We start from the raw sequence: 17,575 nt of genomic DNA, 5'->3' as shown, positions 1-17,575 counted from the left end.
CAGCGAATCAATCGGGCCTTAGAATAGGCCACGAAAGCTTAACCTGATCCTGTCCCGAAACAGGACGCCTTATCTCGGAATGGCCGGAACGGTCAGCGCCCCTTGCCCTTCTGCATCACAAAGCCGATGACCTTGGCCGCAGCCTCGAAATGCTCGCGCGGGATGATGTCATCGACCTCGACAGTCGCATAGAGGGCGCGGGCCAGGGGCACATTCTCGACAATCGGAACATCATGCTCCTTGGCCACCTCGCGGATGCGCAGTGCCATAGCGTCCACACCCTTGGCCACGCACACCGGCGCGGGATCGCCGTCATCGGGATTGTAGCGCAGGGCGACCGAATAGTGGGTCGGGTTGGTGACGATGACGGTGGCCGTCGGCACAGCCTGCATCATGCGCTGGCGGCTGCGTTGCATGCGAAGCTGGCGGAGCCGTGCCTTGACGTGCGGATCACCCTCGGACTGCTTGTAGTCGTCCTTGGCTTCCTGCTTGGTCATGCGCATCCGCTTGGCAAAGCGCATCCGCTGCCAGATGTAGTCCGCACCGGCCGTCGCCCCCAGAAAGATCAGCGCCGACAGAAACAGCCGGAAAGCCAGGTCTTTCGCATAGGGCAGTATGGCCATCGGGCTCATCGCCGCCAGGTTTTCGACCTCGCGCACATGGGGCTTCAGCACCCACCAGCACACGCAGCCGATGGCCACCAGCTTGAGGAAGGTCTTGAGGAACTGGACCAGTCCGTCCGGTCCAAAAATCCGTTTGAAGCCCGACAGCGGACTGATGGCTGACAGCTTTGGCTTCAGCTTTTCCGTGGTCAGGATAAAGCCCTGCGACTGGGCCACATTGCCAAACACGCTGCCTACGATAACCGCCAGCATCAAAGACATCAGGAACGGCGCTACCGACAGAATGGCCGTCATCGCCAGTTCCATTCCCGCACCGGCATCTAGCCCGCCCAGCATGGTGTGCGGACGCTCGATGAAGGGCAGCAGATCGGCGGCGATCTGTTGGCTGAAATAGGCACCGCCAAACATCAGGACCGCAGCCGCACCGCCCAGTGCCAGCGTTGTCGCCACATCGGGCGAACGGGCGAAATCACCTTTCCTGCGCGCTTCCTGAAGTTTTCGCGGCGAGGCTTCTTCGGTTTTCGAGTCCTGGTCGGCGTCTTCAGCCAAGCGCGCCTCCCGAGAACTGGCTCACAAGCGACTGGTAGCGGCTGATGAACACCGTACCGATCACGCCCAGACTGAGCGCGAAGATCGAGAGCCCCAGCAGCACACTCAGCGGTGCTGCCGCGAAATAAACCTGGAACGCCGGCATCACGCGGGCCACCAGCCCCGATGCCAGATTGAACACCACGGCAAACACCAGCACCGGAGCCGCCAGCTGTACCCCCAGCAGGAAGCTCTGGCTCATGGTGCGCACAGCCATAGTGGTAAAGTCGCCGACCACCAGCGAGCGGGCGGGCGCGATCAATTCATAGGAGCCGACGATCGCCCCGATGAAGAAATGGTGCGTATTGGTCGCAAACACCAGGGTCACGCCCAGCAAGGCCAGAAACGCCGACAGGGTCGAACCCGGCGCGGCCTGCATGGGGTTGGCGGTCTGGGCGAAGCTGAGCGTTGTCTGCAGTGAGACGATCTCACCCGCCGTGGTCAGGGCCTGCATGAAGATGCGCAGGATCGCCCCAATGGCCAGCCCCACAATCAGCTCGCGCAGTACCCACCCAAGCGTCGCGCCCATCGTGGCCGGCAACGACGGCAGCGTATGTCCCACAAGCGGATAGAGGGCCAGCGCCAGTACCAGCGCCAGCGACAGCCGGACCCGCGCAGGCACATAGGCCTCGCCAATGCCGGGCAACAGCATGACGATGGCACCCAGCCGCGCGAACAGAAGTCCGCCCGCCCAAACCTGCTCGACTGTGGCGTAGGGCTCCATACGCTCTCTAGATACCGGCGATCCGCGCGGCGATGTCACGCATGAAGGCCCCCATCAGCGCGCCCATCAACGGCAGCGCCAGCAGCAAGGTCACGAAAATGGCAATGATCTTGGGCGCATAGACCAGAGTCTGCTCCTGGATCTGGGTCAGGGCCTGGAACAGACCGATGGCCACACCCACCACCAGCGCCACGACAAGCGCGGGCAGGCAAAGCTGGATTGTCAGCCACAGGGCATCACGCCCCACATCCAGTACTTCCGCGCCACTCATGACCCGCTCCGTCAACCTAGGCAATAAATGCCGACACTATGGTTAACGAGTTGATAACCACACAGCGAAGGTGATCCGCCGCATAAGTAAAACCGTACCTATGCACCCTCCCCAAACGCCACGGTCTGTCCTAAAGAGGCTCCATGACTGATCACCAGCACCCTGCCGAAGTCTCCCGGGAAGAGGCCGAAGCCGCCGTTCGCACCCTCATCCGCTGGGCCGGGGACAATCCCGACCGCGAGGGCCTTCTGGACACGCCCAAACGTGTGGCCAAGTCGTATCGCGAGCTGTTCCAAGGCTATGACGTCGATCCCAAGGAATATCTGCTGCGCACCTTCGAGGAAGTCGGCGGATATGACGAACTGGTCGTCCTCAAGGACATCCGTTTCGTCTCGCACTGCGAACACCATATGCTGCCGGTGATCGGCCGCGCGCACGTCGCCTATCTGCCGACCGACCGCGTGGTCGGCATCTCCAAACTGGCCCGCGTGGTCCAGGGCTATGCCCGCCGCCTACAGATCCAGGAAAAGATGACCTCGGAAATCGCCCACGCCATCATGGACGTGCTCAAACCGCACGGCGTCGGCGTGGTGATCGAGGCCGAGCATTCGTGCATGACCATGCGCGGCGTGAACCTGCCCCACTCCAGCCTGACCACCTCCTGCCTGCTGGGCACCGTCCGCGAAGACCCGCGCACGCGCGAAGAATTCCTGCGCCTGGTCCGCTAGGCCCGGCTCAGACCACCAAAGAAAAGGGCGGCCCCGAACCTCGGAGCCGCCCTTTTTCTTGCTTCGATCGCTGCCGCTCAGATCGGCATGGCCATGATTTCCTTATAGGCGGAAATCACCTGGTCGCGCACGGCCAGAACCGTTTCCAGCGAGGCCTCGGCGGCGCTGATGGAGGTGACGACGTCGATCAGATTACCCTGGCCGTTGACGTTCTGGGCCATCTGCACCTCGGCACCGCGGGTCTGTTCGGCGGTCTGGGTCACCACTGACTGGAGCAGTTCGGCAAAGCCTGCGCCCTTGGCCTGTGAAGCCATTTCAGGCTTGGCCACCGTCGGCGATGCCGAACCTTGAACGGTGGAATAAAGCCGGGCGGCCATCATCGGATTCATGGTCTATCGGCCCCTTAACGCTTGATGATGTCGAGGGTGCGCGATTCCATCACGCGGGCCGTCTCGATGACATTGAGGTTGGCTTCATAGGCGCGCTGGGCCTCGCGCATGTCCATAGCCTCGACCAGGGTATCGACATTGGGACGGCGCACATAACCCTCGGCATTGGCCGCCGGATGCGACGGGTCGTACTCCAGCTTGAAATCGCTCTGGTCGGGACGGACATCGGCCAGCACCACACCCGTGGTGCCATTCAGGTCACGCGCCTGGAACACCGGCATCTGGCGACGGTAGGGATCGCCCCCGGCAACCGGAGAGGTCGAGTTCGCATTGGCGATGTTCTCGGCGATGATACGCATCCGCGACTGCTGGGCGCGCAGAGCCGAAGCGGCCACGCTCATGGCCGGATTACGAGCGGTTGCGGGACGGCCGTTGATCGGATCTGCCATCGTTTATCTCTCCCGTTAGCCCTGCCCCGGACGGCGCGCTGCCATACGGATCATCGACATGGATTTCTGGTAGAAGCCGATGGCCGCATCATAGGCCATGCGGCTCTCGGCCATTTTGAGCATCTGTTCTTCGACCACGACCGAATTGCCGTCCAGCGTCGTTTCGCTGTCTGGCGTGCGCTTGACGTCGAAGCGCACCGGCTGCCCGGGCGGTACGATATGGGCCGCGTTGGTGGCCATCATCCGCACACCGTTCTGGCGGTTCATTGCATTGGCGAAGTCGGTCGGCACCTTCAGATCGCGCGCGGCATAGCCCGGCGTGTCCGAGTTGGCGACGTTCTGGGCGATCACGCGCTGGCGATCGTCCAGCCAGCCAAGACGCCCCTTGATCTGGTTCAGCAGTGACAGGTCAGTGACGGACATGCCCCTCGCCCCGAATATTTCCCGATCGGCAGAATTTGCCGCCTACAGGGTTAATAGTCCCTATATCTTAAAGCCGTGTTAACCACGTTGGCAGAAACCTTGGCCTTAAGAACGGCGCGTGCCGGGGGCCTCGGATAATCGATGAACTGGATTGACCTGCTGCGAGCCGTATTCGGTCTCGCCATCACACTGGGCCTTATCGGTATGGCGGCCTATGTGGTGCGCCGCTATGCGCCCGACCTCATGGCAAAGCTCCAGGGCTCGGCCCCGCGACGCGACAGGCGGCTCAAGGTCATCGAGACCCTTATGCTGGATCCGTCGCGCCGTCTGGTTCTGGTCAAGGTCGATCAGGAAGAGCGCCTGCTACTTCTGGGCGAGGGGCGCGAACTGATCGAGCCGCGCGGCCCTGTCGATCCGCCTGTCCCTGCCGCGACGGCCGGGGACGCGGCGACCGGTCGTCTGGACGATGCCCTGTCGGGAATGAAATCGCCCTATTCACGCGCCCGCGCGCTGGGAGACCAGCTATGAAGGCCGACCTGCGCATGAAGCTGTTCGTGAAACCGACCGGTGCCGAGTTGAAGCGCGCGGCCATCCTGTCGGCACTGGTGACGCTGGCCTGTATGGCGTGGCCTGTCGCCTCTTTCGCCCAGTCGGCGATCAATGTGGACCTTGGCACGGGCGCGGGCCTGTCGGAACGGGTGGTGCAGCTCATCGCCCTGATGACGGTGCTTTCTCTGGCACCGTCCATCGTCATCATGACCACCAGCTTTGTGCGGATTGTCGTCGTGCTGTCGCTGCTGCGGACGGCGCTGGGCCTGCAACAGTCCCCGCCCAATGCCGTGCTGGTGTCGCTGGCGCTGTTCCTGTCGGCCATCGTCATGGCTCCGACCTGGCAGGAAGCCTATGATTCGGGGGTCCGTCCGCTGATGGACCAGCAGATGGAACTGCCCCAGGCGTTCGATGCAGCGTCAGAACCTGTAAAATCCTTTATGCTGGCGCAGGTGGACCGTGCGGACCTCGGACTGTTCACCCGACTGGCCAAAATCGAGCCCCCTTCCGACATTCAGGAACTGCCCCTCAGGGTGGTCACCCCGGCCTTCATGATCAGTGAATTGAAGAAGGCTTTCGAAATCGGATTTCTTCTTTTCGTTCCGTTTCTTGTGATCGATCTGGTCGTTGCCAGCGTGCTGATGTCGATGGGTATGATGATGCTTCCGCCAGCGGTGGTGTCGCTGCCGTTCAAACTGATCTTTTTCGTGCTCGTGGATGGCTGGCGATTGGTCGCCGGAAGCCTCGTCGAGAGCTTCCAAAGAGCGGCTGGCGGGGGATAAAACCCCGCCACGTGGGCTTTTGCGCAGTTTGGGGGCTTGCCAAATCGCCCGAAACCGTCGTTGATCCCTCATCTTCGCCCGACGTTCGCGGGCGACCACTTTGGGAAACGACCCTCATGACCACTCAAGCCGAACTGATCGCTGCTGTCGCCAAGGACGCAGGTGTTTCGCAAGCTGACGCCGGCAAGGTGCTGACCGCCATCGTCGAAAACATCCACAAGTCGCTCAAGTCGGGCGGCGACGTGCGCATCTCGAACCTCGGCGTGTTCGACACCGCCGAGCGTGCAGAGCGCGAAGGCCGCAACCCGGCTACCGGCGCGACCATCAAGATCCCGGCCTCGAAGGCCGTGCGCTTCCGCGTGTCGAAGCCGCTCAAGGACGCTGTGAACAGCTAATCCTTACGGACAACGGCGGCTCCTCACGGGGTCGCCGTTTCCATTTCTACCGCTGGCCATGTCCAGTGATGCCGCCCTTCGCATACGGGCCATTAAGCGAAGACAGCGACGCCATCGCCGTTAAGGCGACAAAGCCCGCCGAATACCAAAAAACGGATGATCTACCCTGCGGCCGCAGGAGCCGCTGCCGGACGTGCGGCGGCGTTGGCCGGTCCCTCGGCTTGCGACTGGGTACGCTCGCGGAAGGCGGCTTTGGTCTGGGCGATCCAGCCGGCATAGGCATCGGCCTGTGCGCTCAGATTGCCGAAGTCACCCACACCGCCGCTGCCCTGCCCTTCCAAACCGGCCAGCGCGATACGAACCGCACCGGGAGAGCGGGCCCGCTCGGCAAATCCGCTGTAGCGCGAGGACAGACGCGTCAGTGCGGCCCCGTTGCGTGCCAGGGAATAACCGACGCCGGCACGGATCAAATGCGTCTCTTCCACCGCCGTCAGGGGTATGGCGGCATCCTTGTAGCGCTCGCCCAGCCCCTGTTCGTACAGAGCCGCCGCATCGCCCCATTTTTCCTGCTTCCAAAGGATCTCAGCACGCACCTGACGGGCTGCCGGAGACGCATCACGGCCCAGCACCTCTATTGCGTGGTCAAAACGGCCCAGCTCCATCAGGGCCCGGGCCTCCAGCGCGCGACGCTCGGCAGCAACCGCATTGGGCAACAGGGTGGAACGCGAACTCCACAAGGCCTGCAGCGCCGGTTCCGGCTGGCGGTTCATCAAATACACAGCCGCCAGATTGGCCGACACCTGCGCCCGGGCCACACCGTCCAGCCGGTTCTCCGCCTGATATTTCAGAAGCTCCGCCGCCTGGTCCAGCAGGTCCACGTCGATCAGGCGACGCGCCAGACGGCGCACCATTTCATCGCCGTCCGCCCCGACCGGCGTCAGCTCTCTGAAGTCAAAGAACAGGGCCAGCGCCTGAACCGGCTGCAGGCCATCGGCAGCGCCTTCCAGGAACATGGCACGGAACGCGCGATCCAGCTGCTCCTGAAGCCGCGCACCACCGGGCAGGCTGGTAATCCGGCTGCCCGCCGTCTTCAGCGCGGTCAGCGCCTCGCGGTAACGCCCTTGCGACAGATAAAGCTCACCCAGAGACTGGATCACCGCCAGCTCGATGCCATCCCCGCGCCACCGCCATTTCAGCAGTTCCAGCTCCTTGGCCGCCTTGTCCGCGGTCAGGGTGCCCTTGGCCAGTGACAGACGCACAACGCCCAGCTTGGCCGTCGTGCGGATATTGTCAACGCCCGCGCGTGAGGCCGCCGTATAGATGGCCATCGCCCTGTCCGACTGCCCTTCGGCTTCCAGCAGGCGGGCCTGAACCAGACGCGCAGCCAGACGATCCACCGCAGGCACGGCCGGTTGTCCGAACACATAGTTCAGCAGTTCGCGGGCTCCGCCCTTGTCGTCGGTTTCCAGTGCCGCCATTGCGTGGGCTGTGCCGAACCGCGCACGCCATTCCGCGGGGAAGGCATCAACCGCGCTGGCGCCCGCCGCAAACATACGCCGCGCCGTGGCCCAGTCGGCCTGCTGGCTGGCGATATAGCCCTGCCACACCCGACTGGCCGGATCATTGGCCAGAGCGCCGGAGGTGAAATCGGTTTCCGCCTCTTCCAGGCGTCCGATACTGGCCCTGGCCGCCCCGCGCAGTCCGCGCACCTCGGGAACGCCCAGCATGCCCGGCGTCTGTTCGATCAGGGCATTCAGAATGCCAATGGCTTCGTAGTGAAGGCCGGATCCAACAAGGAAACGGGCATAGGCCAGACGCGCCTCGACCGGCGCGCGCGGCTCGTCTACCGCGCGGCCCATCTCTTCCTGCGCCGCCCGCTGCAGATCACGGTGACGGACAGAAAACCCGACAGTGCCGGTGTTGGCCCAGCCTGTCTGGACCAGGCCCGGAAAACGGGCCGCCCGTGGCGCATCGACCGCAGGTGCGCCTGCCGCCTCCAATGCCGCCTTGGGCGAGGACAATTTCAGGCCGCCACTGCGGCTGACCACAACGCGGTCCGCCGCTGCCTGTACCGTCAGATCATCGGCATAGGATTCAACCGCCATGCCCTGGGCCGTGGGCAGGATATTGGCCTCAACCGAGCGTCGGCCCACCGCAACGCCCTTGACCGGGCCAAGGGCGGGCACGGTGGCGATACGCTCGCCCGACATGGGATCGGTGATCCAGATCGTGCGTCTGGCTCCCGACATCCGCGCGGCCAGACTGGCCTTCACCTCGTCATCGCGCACGATCTCTATCGCTTCACCCGCGCGGCTCTCGCCCAGGGAAACGATCCAGTTGGAACCATCGGCGATCGCAGACACCGGCTGGGCCGAAGACACTTCGATCCGCACGACCGTATAGTCCGGCCCTGCGGCCCAGCGGATACCCTGGGCTTCGCCCGATTTGATCTGGACCGCAGCCTTGGTGTCGAACACAGCCCAGACCGCATTGCCGCGTTTGAACACAGCCGCCGCGACCGGAGATTTGAAACCGAAGGTCAGACGCGCCCGACCGTTCTCGTGCACGACGGACAGCGGAACGGTGGCAGATCCGGTCGCAGCCGCGCCTGTTTGCGCCACCGGACCATCGGGCCGGATGTTCACCCAGACCGAGCCATCCGCACTGCCGCTACCGACAGCCGCCCCGTCTGCCAGTGTCAGTACCAGTTCCGTCGCGCCCGGTACGGCGCGTGTCTCGACCTTGGTAATTCCTTTGGGCGGATCGACCTTCAGGCGGCTGACATCGGGTGCGGCGGTCGATCCGAGCCGCACAATCACCTGCTGCCCCTGCTGGCGAACCTGCGCACGACGACCGATGACGCCCGCGAACTCGACGCGGGTAAAGGCGTCATTCGCGCCGATACGGATTTCTATGGGATCGCCTGCCTGCGCCACGGCCAGCGGCATTTCCAGTGGTGCAAACACCAAAACCCCTGCCGCGGCAGCCGCAGCAGAGGTCTTCAAAACACGCTTGGTCGCACGGGCCCCGGACATATCCCCCCATTGTCACCCCAAGGGGCTTTCCTCGTCGTTAACGACGGTTAAGCTTGGTTGGACAAAACGACCGCTTGAACTGATAGCGATAAAATCCGACATCAGTACCCACGTGCGGCGACGCACATCGCCCGCCTGAATGTGGAATTCACACCGTGTCCGACGAACAGTACCCGCCGCTCAACCCTGTCCTTACGGGCATCCGCTGCCGCTGCCCGCGCTGCGGTGAAGGCCCGCTGTTCAAAGGCTTCCTGACCATCACCGACAAATGCTCGAAGTGCGGTCTGGACTACAGCTTTGCCGACACCGCCGATGGTCCGGCCTTCTTCGTCATGTCCATCATGGGCACGCTGGGCATGGTCGGCTTCATGATCTTCGAGTTCACCATCCACCCGCCGATCTGGGTGCACATGGCGTTCACCTTCCCGCTGATCGTCGTGATGTGCCTTGGCCTGCTGCGTCCGTTCAAGGGCTGGATGGCCTGCGCCCAATACAAGCACAAGGCCACCGAAGCGCGGTTCTGACCGCAGCTAGCGCATCAGCCTGAGCGTGACGCCCATAGTGCGCGGCTCGCCCAGGAATGCGCCGAGTGTTCCGGTCTGGAAGGGCGCACCGAACGCGACCTGACGATAGTTTTCATCGAACAGGTTCCGGCCCCAGACCTCGACGCTCCACGCTTCTTCACGCGCCAGTGCGATGCGGCCATCGACGCGCCAGTGGGCGGGCTGGACCTTGATCGGGTCAAGGTCGGAGCCGGTATTGTAGGCAGAGCTGTATTTCGCGCCCAAGGTCACACGTCCGGTCAGGTCGCCCCATACATTGCGCTCATAGGTGCCCGACAGCGCCCCCGACCACAACGGCGCAAAGCTCATCCGTTTGCCTGCCAGCAAGGGCAGGCCCGCAATCGGATCATTGCCGTATTCGGTCTGGGCATAGGTCACGCCCCCCTGCAGCGACAGACCCTCCACCGGACGCCAGATGGCATCGACCTCAGCCCCCTTGGCCCGCACTTCGGGGATGGAGCGCACAAGGAAGGTGGTGCCGAGGAAGGTGTTGAGCTGGAAGTTCTCATAGGTCTGGCGGAAGGCCGCGACCGACAGCAACAGGGTATCGTCCAGCAACACCGCCTTGGAGCCGACCTCGAACGCGTCCACCCGCTCTGACGGGAAGGCGCGCGTGCTATCGGGTACCAGATTGGTCTGGCCGCGATCCAGATTGAAGCCGCCGTTCTTGCGCCCACGGGACCAGCCGCCATACAGGCGCACCTGATCACTGACCTGCCATTCGGCGCGAACCATGCCGGTCACGCCCTCGTCGGTCAGGCTTTCTGACTGCTTCAAATCGTTGAACGCCGGGTTCGACCACGGCAGGCACAGCATGGCGTTGCTCACCCCCCGCGCCAGCGCCGCCGCACAGGCCGCCCCGCCGTCGGTGTTGCGGTACTCGGCGGTCATGGTCTTTTTCTCGTGCGCCGCCCGCAGGCCTGCACTGAGCGTTACGGCATCCGTCAGATGATAATCCAGTTGCCCGAACAGGGCCGCCGACTTGGCCCGCTGGCCATAGGCGTCCCACTGGCCTTCACCCTCGATGAAGTTCGCGCCGAACGGCAGGCCCGTCAGTTGCGACACTCCATCGGCCTGCCCCAGCGGGTTGCCCGCATTGCGGGTCAGCAGACGTCCGACATATTCCTCATAGTCGCGGCCATACAGGATGCTGTCACGGCGGCTGAGCTTCTCGTCGGCCAGAAACAGGCCCGCGCTCCAATCCAGACGCGCCGCCTCGCCCGACAGGCGGAACTCCTGCGACAGGGTACGGAAACGGTTGGACCAGCTTCCGTCATCGGGACGATAGGCTATGTCCGCCGAGGTAAAGTCCCAGTCCTGCGAAATCACGCCGCGCCAGTCGCGATAGGCCGTCACCGACGCCAGACGTGCCCACCCCAGATCGGCGTCCACATGCAGGGAGACGCCGCGATCACGTATGCGGGTATTGGTGTCGCGGTTTGAATAGGCGATGCGGGCATCCGGATCCGGCGTCGCCATCACGCCGCCGTCCGGGGAAAGCACAGCCAGAATGGGAGCCGTCGGTCCGGTCAGGACCTGAACACCGACGCAACACCGCTCGTCCCGCGCCGTATAGTCCGCACTCAGACGGGCGCTGATCGTCTCGCGCGGCGCCCACAACAGTTGGCCGCGGACGGTATCATAGTTTTCGTTCTGGTCGTCGGTCGCCGTGCGCGGCCCTTCACCCGTCCGGACCGTATAGAAGCCGTCGCGCTGGCGCGTGGCGACATACAGACGACCGGCCAGACGGTCATCGACCAATGGGCCGTTCAGACCGATGCTGCCGCCCTTCGTGCCATGCTCGCCAAAGGTGCCCTCGAGGCTCAACGACGGGTCGAAGGAAGGCACCGCCGTCACCACATTGATGATACCCGCCGAGGCGTTCTTGCCGAACAGGGTCGGCTGCGGACCTTTCAGCACCTCGACGCGCTCGACCTCGCCCAGATCGCCCAGCGCCACACCGTTGCGCGGACGGTAGATGCCGTCCACCATCACACCGACGGCGCTTTCCACGCCCGGGTTGTCGCCCACCGTGCCCACGCCGCGGATGCGGGCCGTGGTGAAGGTCTGGTTCGAGGACGAAGCCGTCAGCAGGCCCGGCGTCGTCAGTTGCAGGTCCTTGATGTCTCTCAGACCCAGATCACGCATAAGCGCCGCATCGGTCACGCTCAGCGAGAGCGGGACGCGCGCCAGGACATCGCGACCGCGCTCGGCAGTGACAACGATTTCGGAAACCGGTGTCGGACCTTGCACATCGGCCTCTGCGGCCCAGACCTGCGATGCCGCAGCCAGCAAAACCCACGGCGCACCGGCCGCACAAAAACGCGAAATATTCGTCACGGGAGGAGAGGCTCGCTTCATGAGACGCCACGATTCGGCGACCGGAGAGCGCCGATCTAGCAAATACCCGCGATATAATCCAAGCGTTTACGCTAGGGAAACTTCCACAAAAGGTTGTTTCAGGCGCGACCGCCCACAGGACCGTAGGCACGCGGCGCGAAGCTGTGGCTCACACGTGAGGTAGAGGCCCCGTCGCGTCGATGCTCACCCCCGGCGCGCGCAAGCACATCCATTCCCTCAGCACCGGCTTCGAATGCTTCGAGGATTGCAAGAATGCGCTCGGCTTCTTCCAGCGTTTGCGGATACTGGGCCAACAGCCACGCCTCCACACCGTCAAACTGGACGCCCAAGCCATTCTCACGCGTCGCCTTGTCAACGCGCTGCTTGGCCCACGCCTTAAGAACATTGCGTGCCGCTTCAATTCCCCAGGTCTCAGCCATTTCGCCTGCCCTCCCTGTTCTACTTTGCGGTAGAGGTGTCTCGAACATGACGCTAACGCGACATTGCCCTATTTCGATCCCACATTTTCGTGAATAACGCTGTGATATTAGCAAGTTAGCTCACGATTAAGCATGCCCGCAATGTGGCGAAAATGCGGAAAGCTATGAACGCGTTCATGTTTCTAGCGTAGAGCAACCACAGTTACGCCAGCGATTACCAGCAGAAAACTCTGTATTTGTGTAGGCTGAAGCGGCGTTGTTTGGCGTCGATCAGCCTCAAGCCGCAATATTACAGTTGATCAGTCAGCTTTCTAACGCAGCGCCAATTCGCCCCAGCGCCAGTCGGGGGCAACAAAGGCCAGCTTGGGAGAAGCGGCGTCGTCTCCCAATGACAGCAAGACCGTACCATTGACGCGCTCCATCCGGCACTCACGCGGCGCAAAGGCTACCTCGACGGCAATCGCCTGACGCACACCCGCCAGTCCTCGACCGTCCTGATTGAGCGCATGCACCCAATCGCCATCCCAGATCACAATGGCACGCCCGCCCGACTGCATGCGGGCCTGCGCCTCGCGTACAGTAGTCTGCACCCTTGCGTCCCGACGGACCATGGACTGCAAACGGCCCACCATATTGCATCCCGTGCCGGTGCCGGAACCACCACTGCCTCCCCCGCCCGATCCGCCATCGCCCGATCCCCCGCCCGCACCTGTGCCGGCCACAAGGGCACCGGCCATCTCACCCGCCCCCAACAACCGCATATCCGGAGCGGGCGGCGCAGAGGATACCGCCACCACCTCGGTAGGCATCACGGGCGTGATCGTGCGATGGATCGGCGGCGGCGGTGCGGTCTGCGGTTTCGATGTGACCACGGGGGCCTTGGCCGCGTCTTCCGTTCTGGCGGCCTGCGTGGGTGTGGGCGTTTCTGCGGGAGGGCCTGTGGGCGCGGGTTCAGGCTCGGGTTCTGGCTCGGGTTCTGGCTCGGGTTCTGGCTCGGGTGGTATGGGGGGCGGCTCTACCAACTCGACCATTACAACCCTGGGCCCTTCATCGGCCTCTGACGATGGATCCTGCATAAGCCAAATAATGGTCCCAACACCCAGGTGTATGGCAAAGCTTAGGAATACAGCCAAGCTTGTAAATTTTTTGGATCCAGCTGTTTTCCCAAGTCGATTTTGCACGCCATCTCCACAGCGACCAACGATTTGCGTTTACATTATCAGGCATCGTCTGATGCCAACAAAATGGCGAACGTTAAAATCTAAGGAAATATTTTACTCACAGCGCGTTCTCCACCCCAGCAAAGGTAACAAAGTCCTGCCTTTCTGCGGCCATCACACGGCCCCGAGTGTCACGATTAGTTCACCTTGCACATCTGGCGGAGCAACCTCCGTCGCTAAAAAGAGAGCAAACTGGATGTCATTCATGACCCGCAAGGCCCTTGCCATCGGTACTGTTCTGGCGCTGGGCGTCGTCACCACCGGCTGCGCCAGCCACAAATTCGTTCGCGAAAACATTGCCGTTGTCGATGAGCGCGTATCGGCTGTCGACAACCGTGTCACCGGTGTCGAAAGCACCGCCAACCAGGCTCTGGAACGCGCCAACGCCGCCCACAAGCTGGCAGAGGGCAAATTCCTCTATGAAGTCATCCTGTCCGATGACTCGGTGAAATTCCCGAACAACGCCACGGCCCTGTCGCCGGAAGCCGAGCAGCGTCTGGCCGAACTGGCCCAGCGTCTGAAGGCCGAAAACCGCAATGTGTATCTGGAAATCCAGGGCCACACCGATTCGTCGGGTAGCGCCGCCACCAATGAGCGTGTCGGCCAGAACCGTGCCGAAGCCGTCCGTCGCTTCCTCAGCACCCAGGGCATTCCGCTGAACCGCATGTCCACCATTTCCTACGGCGCCTCGAACCCGGTCGCACCGAACAACAGCCGCGAAGGCCGCGCCCAGAACCGCCGCGTGGCTATCGTCGTCCTGTCCTAATCCGCGACGCCCGCCAAAAGAAAAAGGCCCGGACAATGATGTCCGGGCCTTTTTTTTAAGTGGTTCGATCCCAAGCCTTAGGCGGCTTCGGCTTCGTCCTCGGCCTCTACAGCCGGAGCAGCCGATGCGACCGGCTTCTTGGCAGCCAGCGACTTGGAGAGCAGGGCGATCGCCGCGTCCTTGTCGATGCTGTTAGCCGCAGCCACTTCACGGGCCATGCGGTCCAGGGCCGATTCATACAGCTGGCGCTCCGAATAGGATTGCTCCGGCTGGGTATCGGCGCGGTAGAGATCGCGCACGACCTCGGCGATGGAGATCAGGTCGCCAGAGTTGATCTTGGCTTCATATTCCTGAGCGCGACGCGACCACATGGTACGCTTCACACGTGCACGGCCCTTGAGGGTGGTCAGTGCCTTTGTGACGGTGTCGTCGGCAGCGAGCGTACGCAGACCAGCCGATGCGGCTTTCTTGGTCGGAACGCGCAGGGTCATTTTTTCATGATCGAAGGTCACGACATAGACCTCGAGCGACATGCCCGCGACTTCCTGAGTTTCGATCGCGGCAACCTTGCCAACACCGTGGGCCGGATAGACCACGGCATCGCCAACCTTGAATTCCAGACCGGACTTGCTCGTCATGACATTCCTTTCCCGGCCCAAAAGCAGATGAAACGCACGGCATTCACAGACGCAAAAACGATTCCTCCGTCAGGCCTGCCCCGTCGGAAGAACGTTGAGATGATCTATTGGATGCTGTACCGGATCACCGAACCTCTGGCCGACCCCGTTAAATGCGGGGTTCTGTCGTAAACTCGGATGGCGTGCATATTTGCGGCACCACCCGTTTCGAATGGGAGGAACCTACCACAAAATTGCTAAATCTCAAAACATCCACAACGCCAAAGCTGTGCAATGCTCAATTGTGTTCAGAAAATGGCCCCGAAATCAGGAACCTTTGCCTGGCTTCGGGCTGAAGTATTTCTCGTATTTGCCCGTTTCGCGTTCGTATTGCTCGCGGTCCGCAGGCGGAGTGCCCTTGACGGTAATATTGGGCCAGACCTTTGCGTATTCGGCGTTGATCTGTAGCCACTTGCCGTCCGGCTCGTCCTCGGTGTCCGGCACAATGGCGTCCACCGGGCATTCCGGCTCGCACACGCCGCAGTCGATGCATTCATCCGGCGCGATCACGAGGAAGTTCTCACCTTCATAGAAGCAGTCCACCGGACACACTTCCACGCAGTCCATAAACTTACATTTCACGCAGGCGTCGGTGACGATGTAGGTCATTGCGGCAAACTGGCCCGTCTGAACTGGTTGAGGTCGAGGGCGGGCAAATGCCCCCGCAGACAGGCAGATGTCAACCGACCCGAGCTTCAACCTTGGTCACATAGGCCTAAAAATCGCTGGTGTGGCTCCAGCGCCTTGAGGCACTGTAGATTTTGAAGTCCGGCCTCATGCCGGAATAGGGAGGTTTTCCGATGCGAACGACATTTCGTAAGGCTTTGATTGCAGCTTCGGCTGTCACCCTCATGGCCACAGGTGCCGTGGTGGCACAGGCCGCCTTCACCACCAATCCCGCAGAGGTGCAGGCAGGCGATTACCAGCTTGATTCCTCGCATGGCCGCATCACCTGGAAAATCAACCACCTCGGCTTCTCCGACTACATCGGCCAGTTCGTGAACGTGAAGGCCGAGCTGAAGCTTGATCCGGCCAATCCGGCCAACAGCAGCCTGACAGCCGAAATCCCGATTGCCGACATCGCCCCGAACGATGACGCGCTAAAGCGCCACCTGCTGAACGCCGACTTCTTTGATGTGGAGAACCACCCGACGGCCACCTTCCGCTCGACCCGTATTGTGGTGGACGCCGATGATCCCGATGAGGCCGACGTCTATGGCGACCTGACCATCAAGGGCATCACCAAGCCGGTGAAGCTGGAGGTCGAGTTCAATCAGGCGGGCAGCATGCGCGGTACCTATCGTGCGGGTTTCGACGCCGCGGCCAAGATCAAGCGCTCGGACTTCGGCATCACCTATGGTCTGCCGATGCTGGGCGACGAGGTCGAACTGCACATCGAAGGCGAGTTCGTGAAGTAATCCCATGGCCGCCATCCACCGATGGCAGCCAGCATTTCATGGGCGCGGGCTATCGGGTCTGCGCCCTTAAATATGCCCGCGACCGCTGCGGTCGCCGTCCCATTTGGCCACGCGCTGGGGCTGGTCCACGGGCGAGTGGTCCTCGTACAGCATCCGCGCCTCGGTGGCCGGCCCGCGACGCTCGCCGATGGCCAGCACCTTCACCTGAGTGATCCGACCGCCCAGACTGAACATGATCTCGTCGCCGACGTGGACAGTGCGGCTGGGCTTGTCCAGACGCACCTGCTTGCCCTGATGGGTCAGGTGGATCTTCTTCTTCGACACCATTTCAGCCGCCAGCGCCCGCGTCTTGAAGAAGCGGGCATGGAACAGCCATAGGTCGATACGGCCGGACGTTTCGCCTGAATCCTCGCTCATCGCGCCTCCGCTCAGGCTTCGCCTTCTGACGACGCCACAGCCAAGGTCGGCGCAGGCGGCTTGTCCGGACCTTCAACGGGTTCGCCGTGCTGGGCTTCCACTACAGCCTCGCCTGCGGTCTTCGGCTTGCGCGAGCGACGACGGCGCTTCTTCTTCGCCTCGCCTTCGGCGGCGCCGTCCGCTGCCTCTGCGACAGGAGCAGCATCACCCGCTTCGGCGGATTCCGCGCCCTCGGTCGTCACTGCACCCGCTGGTTTACGGCCACGACGGCGGCGACGTTTTTTCTTGGCCGGATCGGATACGGTTTCGCCTTCGGCAGTCGCGGGAGCCTCCGAGCTATCGGTCGCGTCAACACCCTCGGCCATGACCTCACCTTCGCCAACCGGCTTGGTCTCACCCTTGCCTTTGCGGCGACGGCGGCGCTTTCTCTTTGGTGCGGCTTCACCATCGGCTGCCACCGATGCTTCACCCTCAACGCCCTCGGTCACTCCGGCTTCTGCCCCTTCAGCGGCCACCGCCTCGCCCTTCCCCTTACCGCGACGGCGACGACGTTTCTTTTTCAAAGCCTCTTCGCCCTCGGCCTTGGTTTCCGGCGTTTCGCCCTCGACGGCGGGCGCAGCGGCCTTCTTCGGCTTTTTCTCGCGGCGCGGCTTGGGCGCAGGCTTGGCCTCCGGCTCGGCGGCTTTCAGCGCCATCAGGGCGGCAAACGGATTGTTCTCGTCCACCACCGCCGGGGCGGCAGCGGTCGCCGCCTCGTCACGGCGCGGGCCGCGCAGGG

The 17,575-nt window shown here is 62.8% G+C and carries 20 protein-coding genes and 1 pseudogene; 7 read left to right on the top strand and 14 right to left on the bottom strand.

Annotated elements, in window-relative coordinates; genetic code table 11:
• Positions 1-92: 92 nt before the first annotated feature.
• The 3 genes from flhB to fliQ are packed head-to-tail and all read right to left on the bottom strand — an operon-like array spanning position 93 to position 2,206.
• The gene (gene flhB, locus B3H86_RS11165) at positions 93-1,172 is read right to left on the bottom strand and encodes a flagellar biosynthesis protein FlhB (RefSeq protein WP_292053915.1); all 1,080 of its coding nucleotides are present in this window, start codon (positions 1,170-1,172) and stop codon (positions 93-95) included.
• Complete coding sequence (gene fliR / locus B3H86_RS11160) at positions 1,165-1,935, bottom strand: flagellar biosynthetic protein FliR (RefSeq protein ID WP_292053914.1); 771 nt, start codon at positions 1,933-1,935, stop codon at positions 1,165-1,167. The genes flhB and fliR overlap by 8 nt, the downstream gene beginning before the upstream one ends.
• Positions 1,936-1,942: 7 nt before the next feature.
• Positions 1,943-2,206 carry a flagellar biosynthesis protein FliQ gene (gene fliQ / locus B3H86_RS11155; RefSeq protein WP_292053913.1) on the bottom strand — a complete coding sequence of 88 codons (264 nt, stop codon included), beginning with the start codon at positions 2,204-2,206 and terminating at the stop codon, positions 1,943-1,945.
• A 143-nt stretch (positions 2,207-2,349) separates the two neighbouring features.
• On the opposite strand from fliQ, the gene folE reads away from it, so the two are divergent.
• A complete protein-coding gene (gene folE / locus B3H86_RS11150) occupies positions 2,350-2,934 on the top strand; it encodes a GTP cyclohydrolase I FolE (protein WP_292053911.1) in 585 nt (194 codons plus the stop codon).
• 77 nt (positions 2,935-3,011) lie between these two features.
• Here the strand turns inward: folE and B3H86_RS11145 are convergent, their stop codons facing one another.
• Genes B3H86_RS11145 through flgB form a run of 3 tightly spaced genes read right to left on the bottom strand, consistent with a single transcriptional unit; the run spans position 3,012 to position 4,195 of the window.
• Positions 3,012-3,323, bottom strand: coding sequence for a flagellar hook-basal body complex protein FliE (locus B3H86_RS11145; protein ID WP_292053908.1), 312 nt, complete (start codon positions 3,321-3,323; stop codon positions 3,012-3,014).
• 14 nt (positions 3,324-3,337) lie between these two features.
• Positions 3,338-3,772 carry a flagellar basal body rod protein FlgC gene (gene flgC / locus B3H86_RS11140; protein ID WP_292053906.1) on the bottom strand — a complete coding sequence of 145 codons (435 nt, stop codon included), beginning with the start codon at positions 3,770-3,772 and terminating at the stop codon, positions 3,338-3,340.
• A 15-nt stretch (positions 3,773-3,787) separates the two neighbouring features.
• Entirely contained in the window at positions 3,788-4,195 is a 408-nt protein-coding gene (gene flgB, locus B3H86_RS11135; RefSeq protein WP_292053904.1) for a flagellar basal body rod protein FlgB, read from the bottom strand.
• 141 nt (positions 4,196-4,336) lie between these two features.
• Here flgB and B3H86_RS11130 point away from each other — a divergent pair, with 141 nt between their 5' ends.
• The 3 genes from B3H86_RS11130 (at position 4,337) to B3H86_RS11120 (ending at position 5,921) form a co-directional block, all read left to right on the top strand.
• Complete coding sequence (locus B3H86_RS11130) at positions 4,337-4,723, top strand: flagellar biosynthetic protein FliO (RefSeq protein ID WP_292053902.1); 387 nt, start codon at positions 4,337-4,339, stop codon at positions 4,721-4,723.
• A gap of 14 nt (positions 4,724-4,737) precedes the next feature.
• The gene (gene fliP / locus B3H86_RS11125) at positions 4,738-5,526 is read left to right on the top strand and encodes a flagellar type III secretion system pore protein FliP (RefSeq protein ID WP_292053970.1); all 789 of its coding nucleotides are present in this window, start codon (positions 4,738-4,740) and stop codon (positions 5,524-5,526) included.
• Positions 5,527-5,642: 116 nt separating this feature from the next.
• Complete coding sequence (locus B3H86_RS11120; protein ID WP_242915361.1) at positions 5,643-5,921, top strand: HU family DNA-binding protein; 279 nt, start codon at positions 5,643-5,645, stop codon at positions 5,919-5,921.
• Between the two features lie 161 nt (positions 5,922-6,082).
• Here B3H86_RS11120 and B3H86_RS11115 read toward each other — a convergent pair whose 3' ends face one another.
• The gene (locus B3H86_RS11115) at positions 6,083-8,956 is read right to left on the bottom strand and encodes a tetratricopeptide repeat protein (protein ID WP_292053898.1); all 2,874 of its coding nucleotides are present in this window, start codon (positions 8,954-8,956) and stop codon (positions 6,083-6,085) included.
• Between the two features lie 155 nt (positions 8,957-9,111).
• Between B3H86_RS11115 and B3H86_RS11110 the strand changes: the two genes are divergently transcribed.
• Entirely contained in the window at positions 9,112-9,480 is a 369-nt protein-coding gene (locus B3H86_RS11110) for a DUF983 domain-containing protein (protein ID WP_312821215.1), read from the top strand.
• 6 nt (positions 9,481-9,486) lie between these two features.
• Here B3H86_RS11110 and B3H86_RS11105 read toward each other — a convergent pair whose 3' ends face one another.
• From B3H86_RS11105 to B3H86_RS11095, 3 genes are all read right to left on the bottom strand, one after another.
• The gene (locus B3H86_RS11105) at positions 9,487-11,859 is read right to left on the bottom strand and encodes a TonB-dependent receptor (protein WP_292053895.1); all 2,373 of its coding nucleotides are present in this window, start codon (positions 11,857-11,859) and stop codon (positions 9,487-9,489) included.
• 119 nt (positions 11,860-11,978) lie between these two features.
• Positions 11,979-12,299: a hypothetical protein gene (locus tag B3H86_RS11100; RefSeq protein ID WP_292053893.1), complete on the bottom strand. Its 321-nt coding sequence runs from the start codon at positions 12,297-12,299 to the stop codon at positions 11,979-11,981.
• A 311-nt stretch (positions 12,300-12,610) separates the two neighbouring features.
• On the bottom strand, positions 12,611-13,171 hold the full coding sequence (locus B3H86_RS11095) for a hypothetical protein (RefSeq protein ID WP_292053891.1): 561 nt from the start codon (positions 13,169-13,171) through the stop codon (positions 12,611-12,613).
• Positions 13,172-13,724: 553 nt separating this feature from the next.
• Between B3H86_RS11095 and B3H86_RS11090 the strand changes: the two genes are divergently transcribed.
• Entirely contained in the window at positions 13,725-14,285 is a 561-nt protein-coding gene (locus B3H86_RS11090) for an OmpA family protein (protein WP_409450243.1), read from the top strand.
• A gap of 77 nt (positions 14,286-14,362) precedes the next feature.
• Here B3H86_RS11090 and B3H86_RS11085 read toward each other — a convergent pair whose 3' ends face one another.
• Both B3H86_RS11085 and fdxA read right to left on the bottom strand, forming a co-directional pair.
• Positions 14,363-14,923: a CarD family transcriptional regulator gene (locus B3H86_RS11085; RefSeq protein WP_292053886.1), complete on the bottom strand. Its 561-nt coding sequence runs from the start codon at positions 14,921-14,923 to the stop codon at positions 14,363-14,365.
• A 306-nt stretch (positions 14,924-15,229) separates the two neighbouring features.
• On the bottom strand, positions 15,230-15,571 hold the full coding sequence (gene fdxA / locus B3H86_RS11080) for a ferredoxin FdxA (RefSeq protein WP_291538428.1): 342 nt from the start codon (positions 15,569-15,571) through the stop codon (positions 15,230-15,232).
• Between the two features lie 191 nt (positions 15,572-15,762).
• Here fdxA and B3H86_RS11075 point away from each other — a divergent pair, with 191 nt between their 5' ends.
• Positions 15,763-16,380, top strand: coding sequence for a YceI family protein (locus B3H86_RS11075; protein WP_292053884.1), 618 nt, complete (start codon positions 15,763-15,765; stop codon positions 16,378-16,380).
• Positions 16,381-16,446: 66 nt separating this feature from the next.
• Here the strand turns inward: B3H86_RS11075 and B3H86_RS11070 are convergent, their stop codons facing one another.
• Together B3H86_RS11070 and B3H86_RS11065 are read right to left on the bottom strand one after the other, a co-directional pair.
• On the bottom strand, positions 16,447-16,797 hold the full coding sequence (locus tag B3H86_RS11070; protein ID WP_292053882.1) for an RNA-binding S4 domain-containing protein: 351 nt from the start codon (positions 16,795-16,797) through the stop codon (positions 16,447-16,449).
• A gap of 11 nt (positions 16,798-16,808) precedes the next feature.
• Positions 16,809-17,575: pseudogene (locus B3H86_RS11065) on the bottom strand (hypothetical protein); the annotation flags it as partial.

Origin of the sequence: Brevundimonas sp. UBA5866, from assembly GCF_002432125.1 — a bacterium.
Taxonomy (GTDB): Bacteria; Pseudomonadota; Alphaproteobacteria; order Caulobacterales; family Caulobacteraceae; genus Brevundimonas.
Note: the sequence above shows the minus strand (reverse complement) of the source record. Positions and strands in the feature narration are given on the sequence as shown.

Coding starts and splice junctions, on each gene's coding strand:
- B3H86_RS11070 (WP_292053882.1), bottom strand. CDS start 16,797: ATGAGCGAGGATTCAGGCGAAACGTCCGGCCGTATCGACCTATGGCTG.
- fliP (WP_292053970.1), top strand. CDS start 4,738: ATGAAGCTGTTCGTGAAACCGACCGGTGCCGAGTTGAAGCGCGCGGCC.
- fdxA (WP_291538428.1), bottom strand. CDS start 15,571: ATGACCTACATCGTCACCGACGCCTGCGTGAAATGTAAGTTTATGGAC.
- B3H86_RS11145 (WP_292053908.1), bottom strand. CDS start 3,323: ATGAATCCGATGATGGCCGCCCGGCTTTATTCCACCGTTCAAGGTTCG.
- B3H86_RS11130 (WP_292053902.1), top strand. CDS start 4,337: ATGAACTGGATTGACCTGCTGCGAGCCGTATTCGGTCTCGCCATCACA.
- fliR (WP_292053914.1), bottom strand. CDS start 1,935: ATGGAGCCCTACGCCACAGTCGAGCAGGTTTGGGCGGGCGGACTTCTG.
- flgC (WP_292053906.1), bottom strand. CDS start 3,772: ATGGCAGATCCGATCAACGGCCGTCCCGCAACCGCTCGTAATCCGGCC.
- B3H86_RS11075 (WP_292053884.1), top strand. CDS start 15,763: ATGCGAACGACATTTCGTAAGGCTTTGATTGCAGCTTCGGCTGTCACC.
- B3H86_RS11090 (WP_409450243.1), top strand. CDS start 13,725: ATGACCCGCAAGGCCCTTGCCATCGGTACTGTTCTGGCGCTGGGCGTC.
- B3H86_RS11115 (WP_292053898.1), bottom strand. CDS start 8,956: ATGTCCGGGGCCCGTGCGACCAAGCGTGTTTTGAAGACCTCTGCTGCG.
- folE (WP_292053911.1), top strand. CDS start 2,350: ATGACTGATCACCAGCACCCTGCCGAAGTCTCCCGGGAAGAGGCCGAA.
- B3H86_RS11100 (WP_292053893.1), bottom strand. CDS start 12,299: ATGGCTGAGACCTGGGGAATTGAAGCGGCACGCAATGTTCTTAAGGCG.
- fliQ (WP_292053913.1), bottom strand. CDS start 2,206: ATGAGTGGCGCGGAAGTACTGGATGTGGGGCGTGATGCCCTGTGGCTG.
- flgB (WP_292053904.1), bottom strand. CDS start 4,195: ATGTCCGTCACTGACCTGTCACTGCTGAACCAGATCAAGGGGCGTCTT.
- B3H86_RS11085 (WP_292053886.1), bottom strand. CDS start 14,923: ATGACGAGCAAGTCCGGTCTGGAATTCAAGGTTGGCGATGCCGTGGTC.
- B3H86_RS11120 (WP_242915361.1), top strand. CDS start 5,643: ATGACCACTCAAGCCGAACTGATCGCTGCTGTCGCCAAGGACGCAGGT.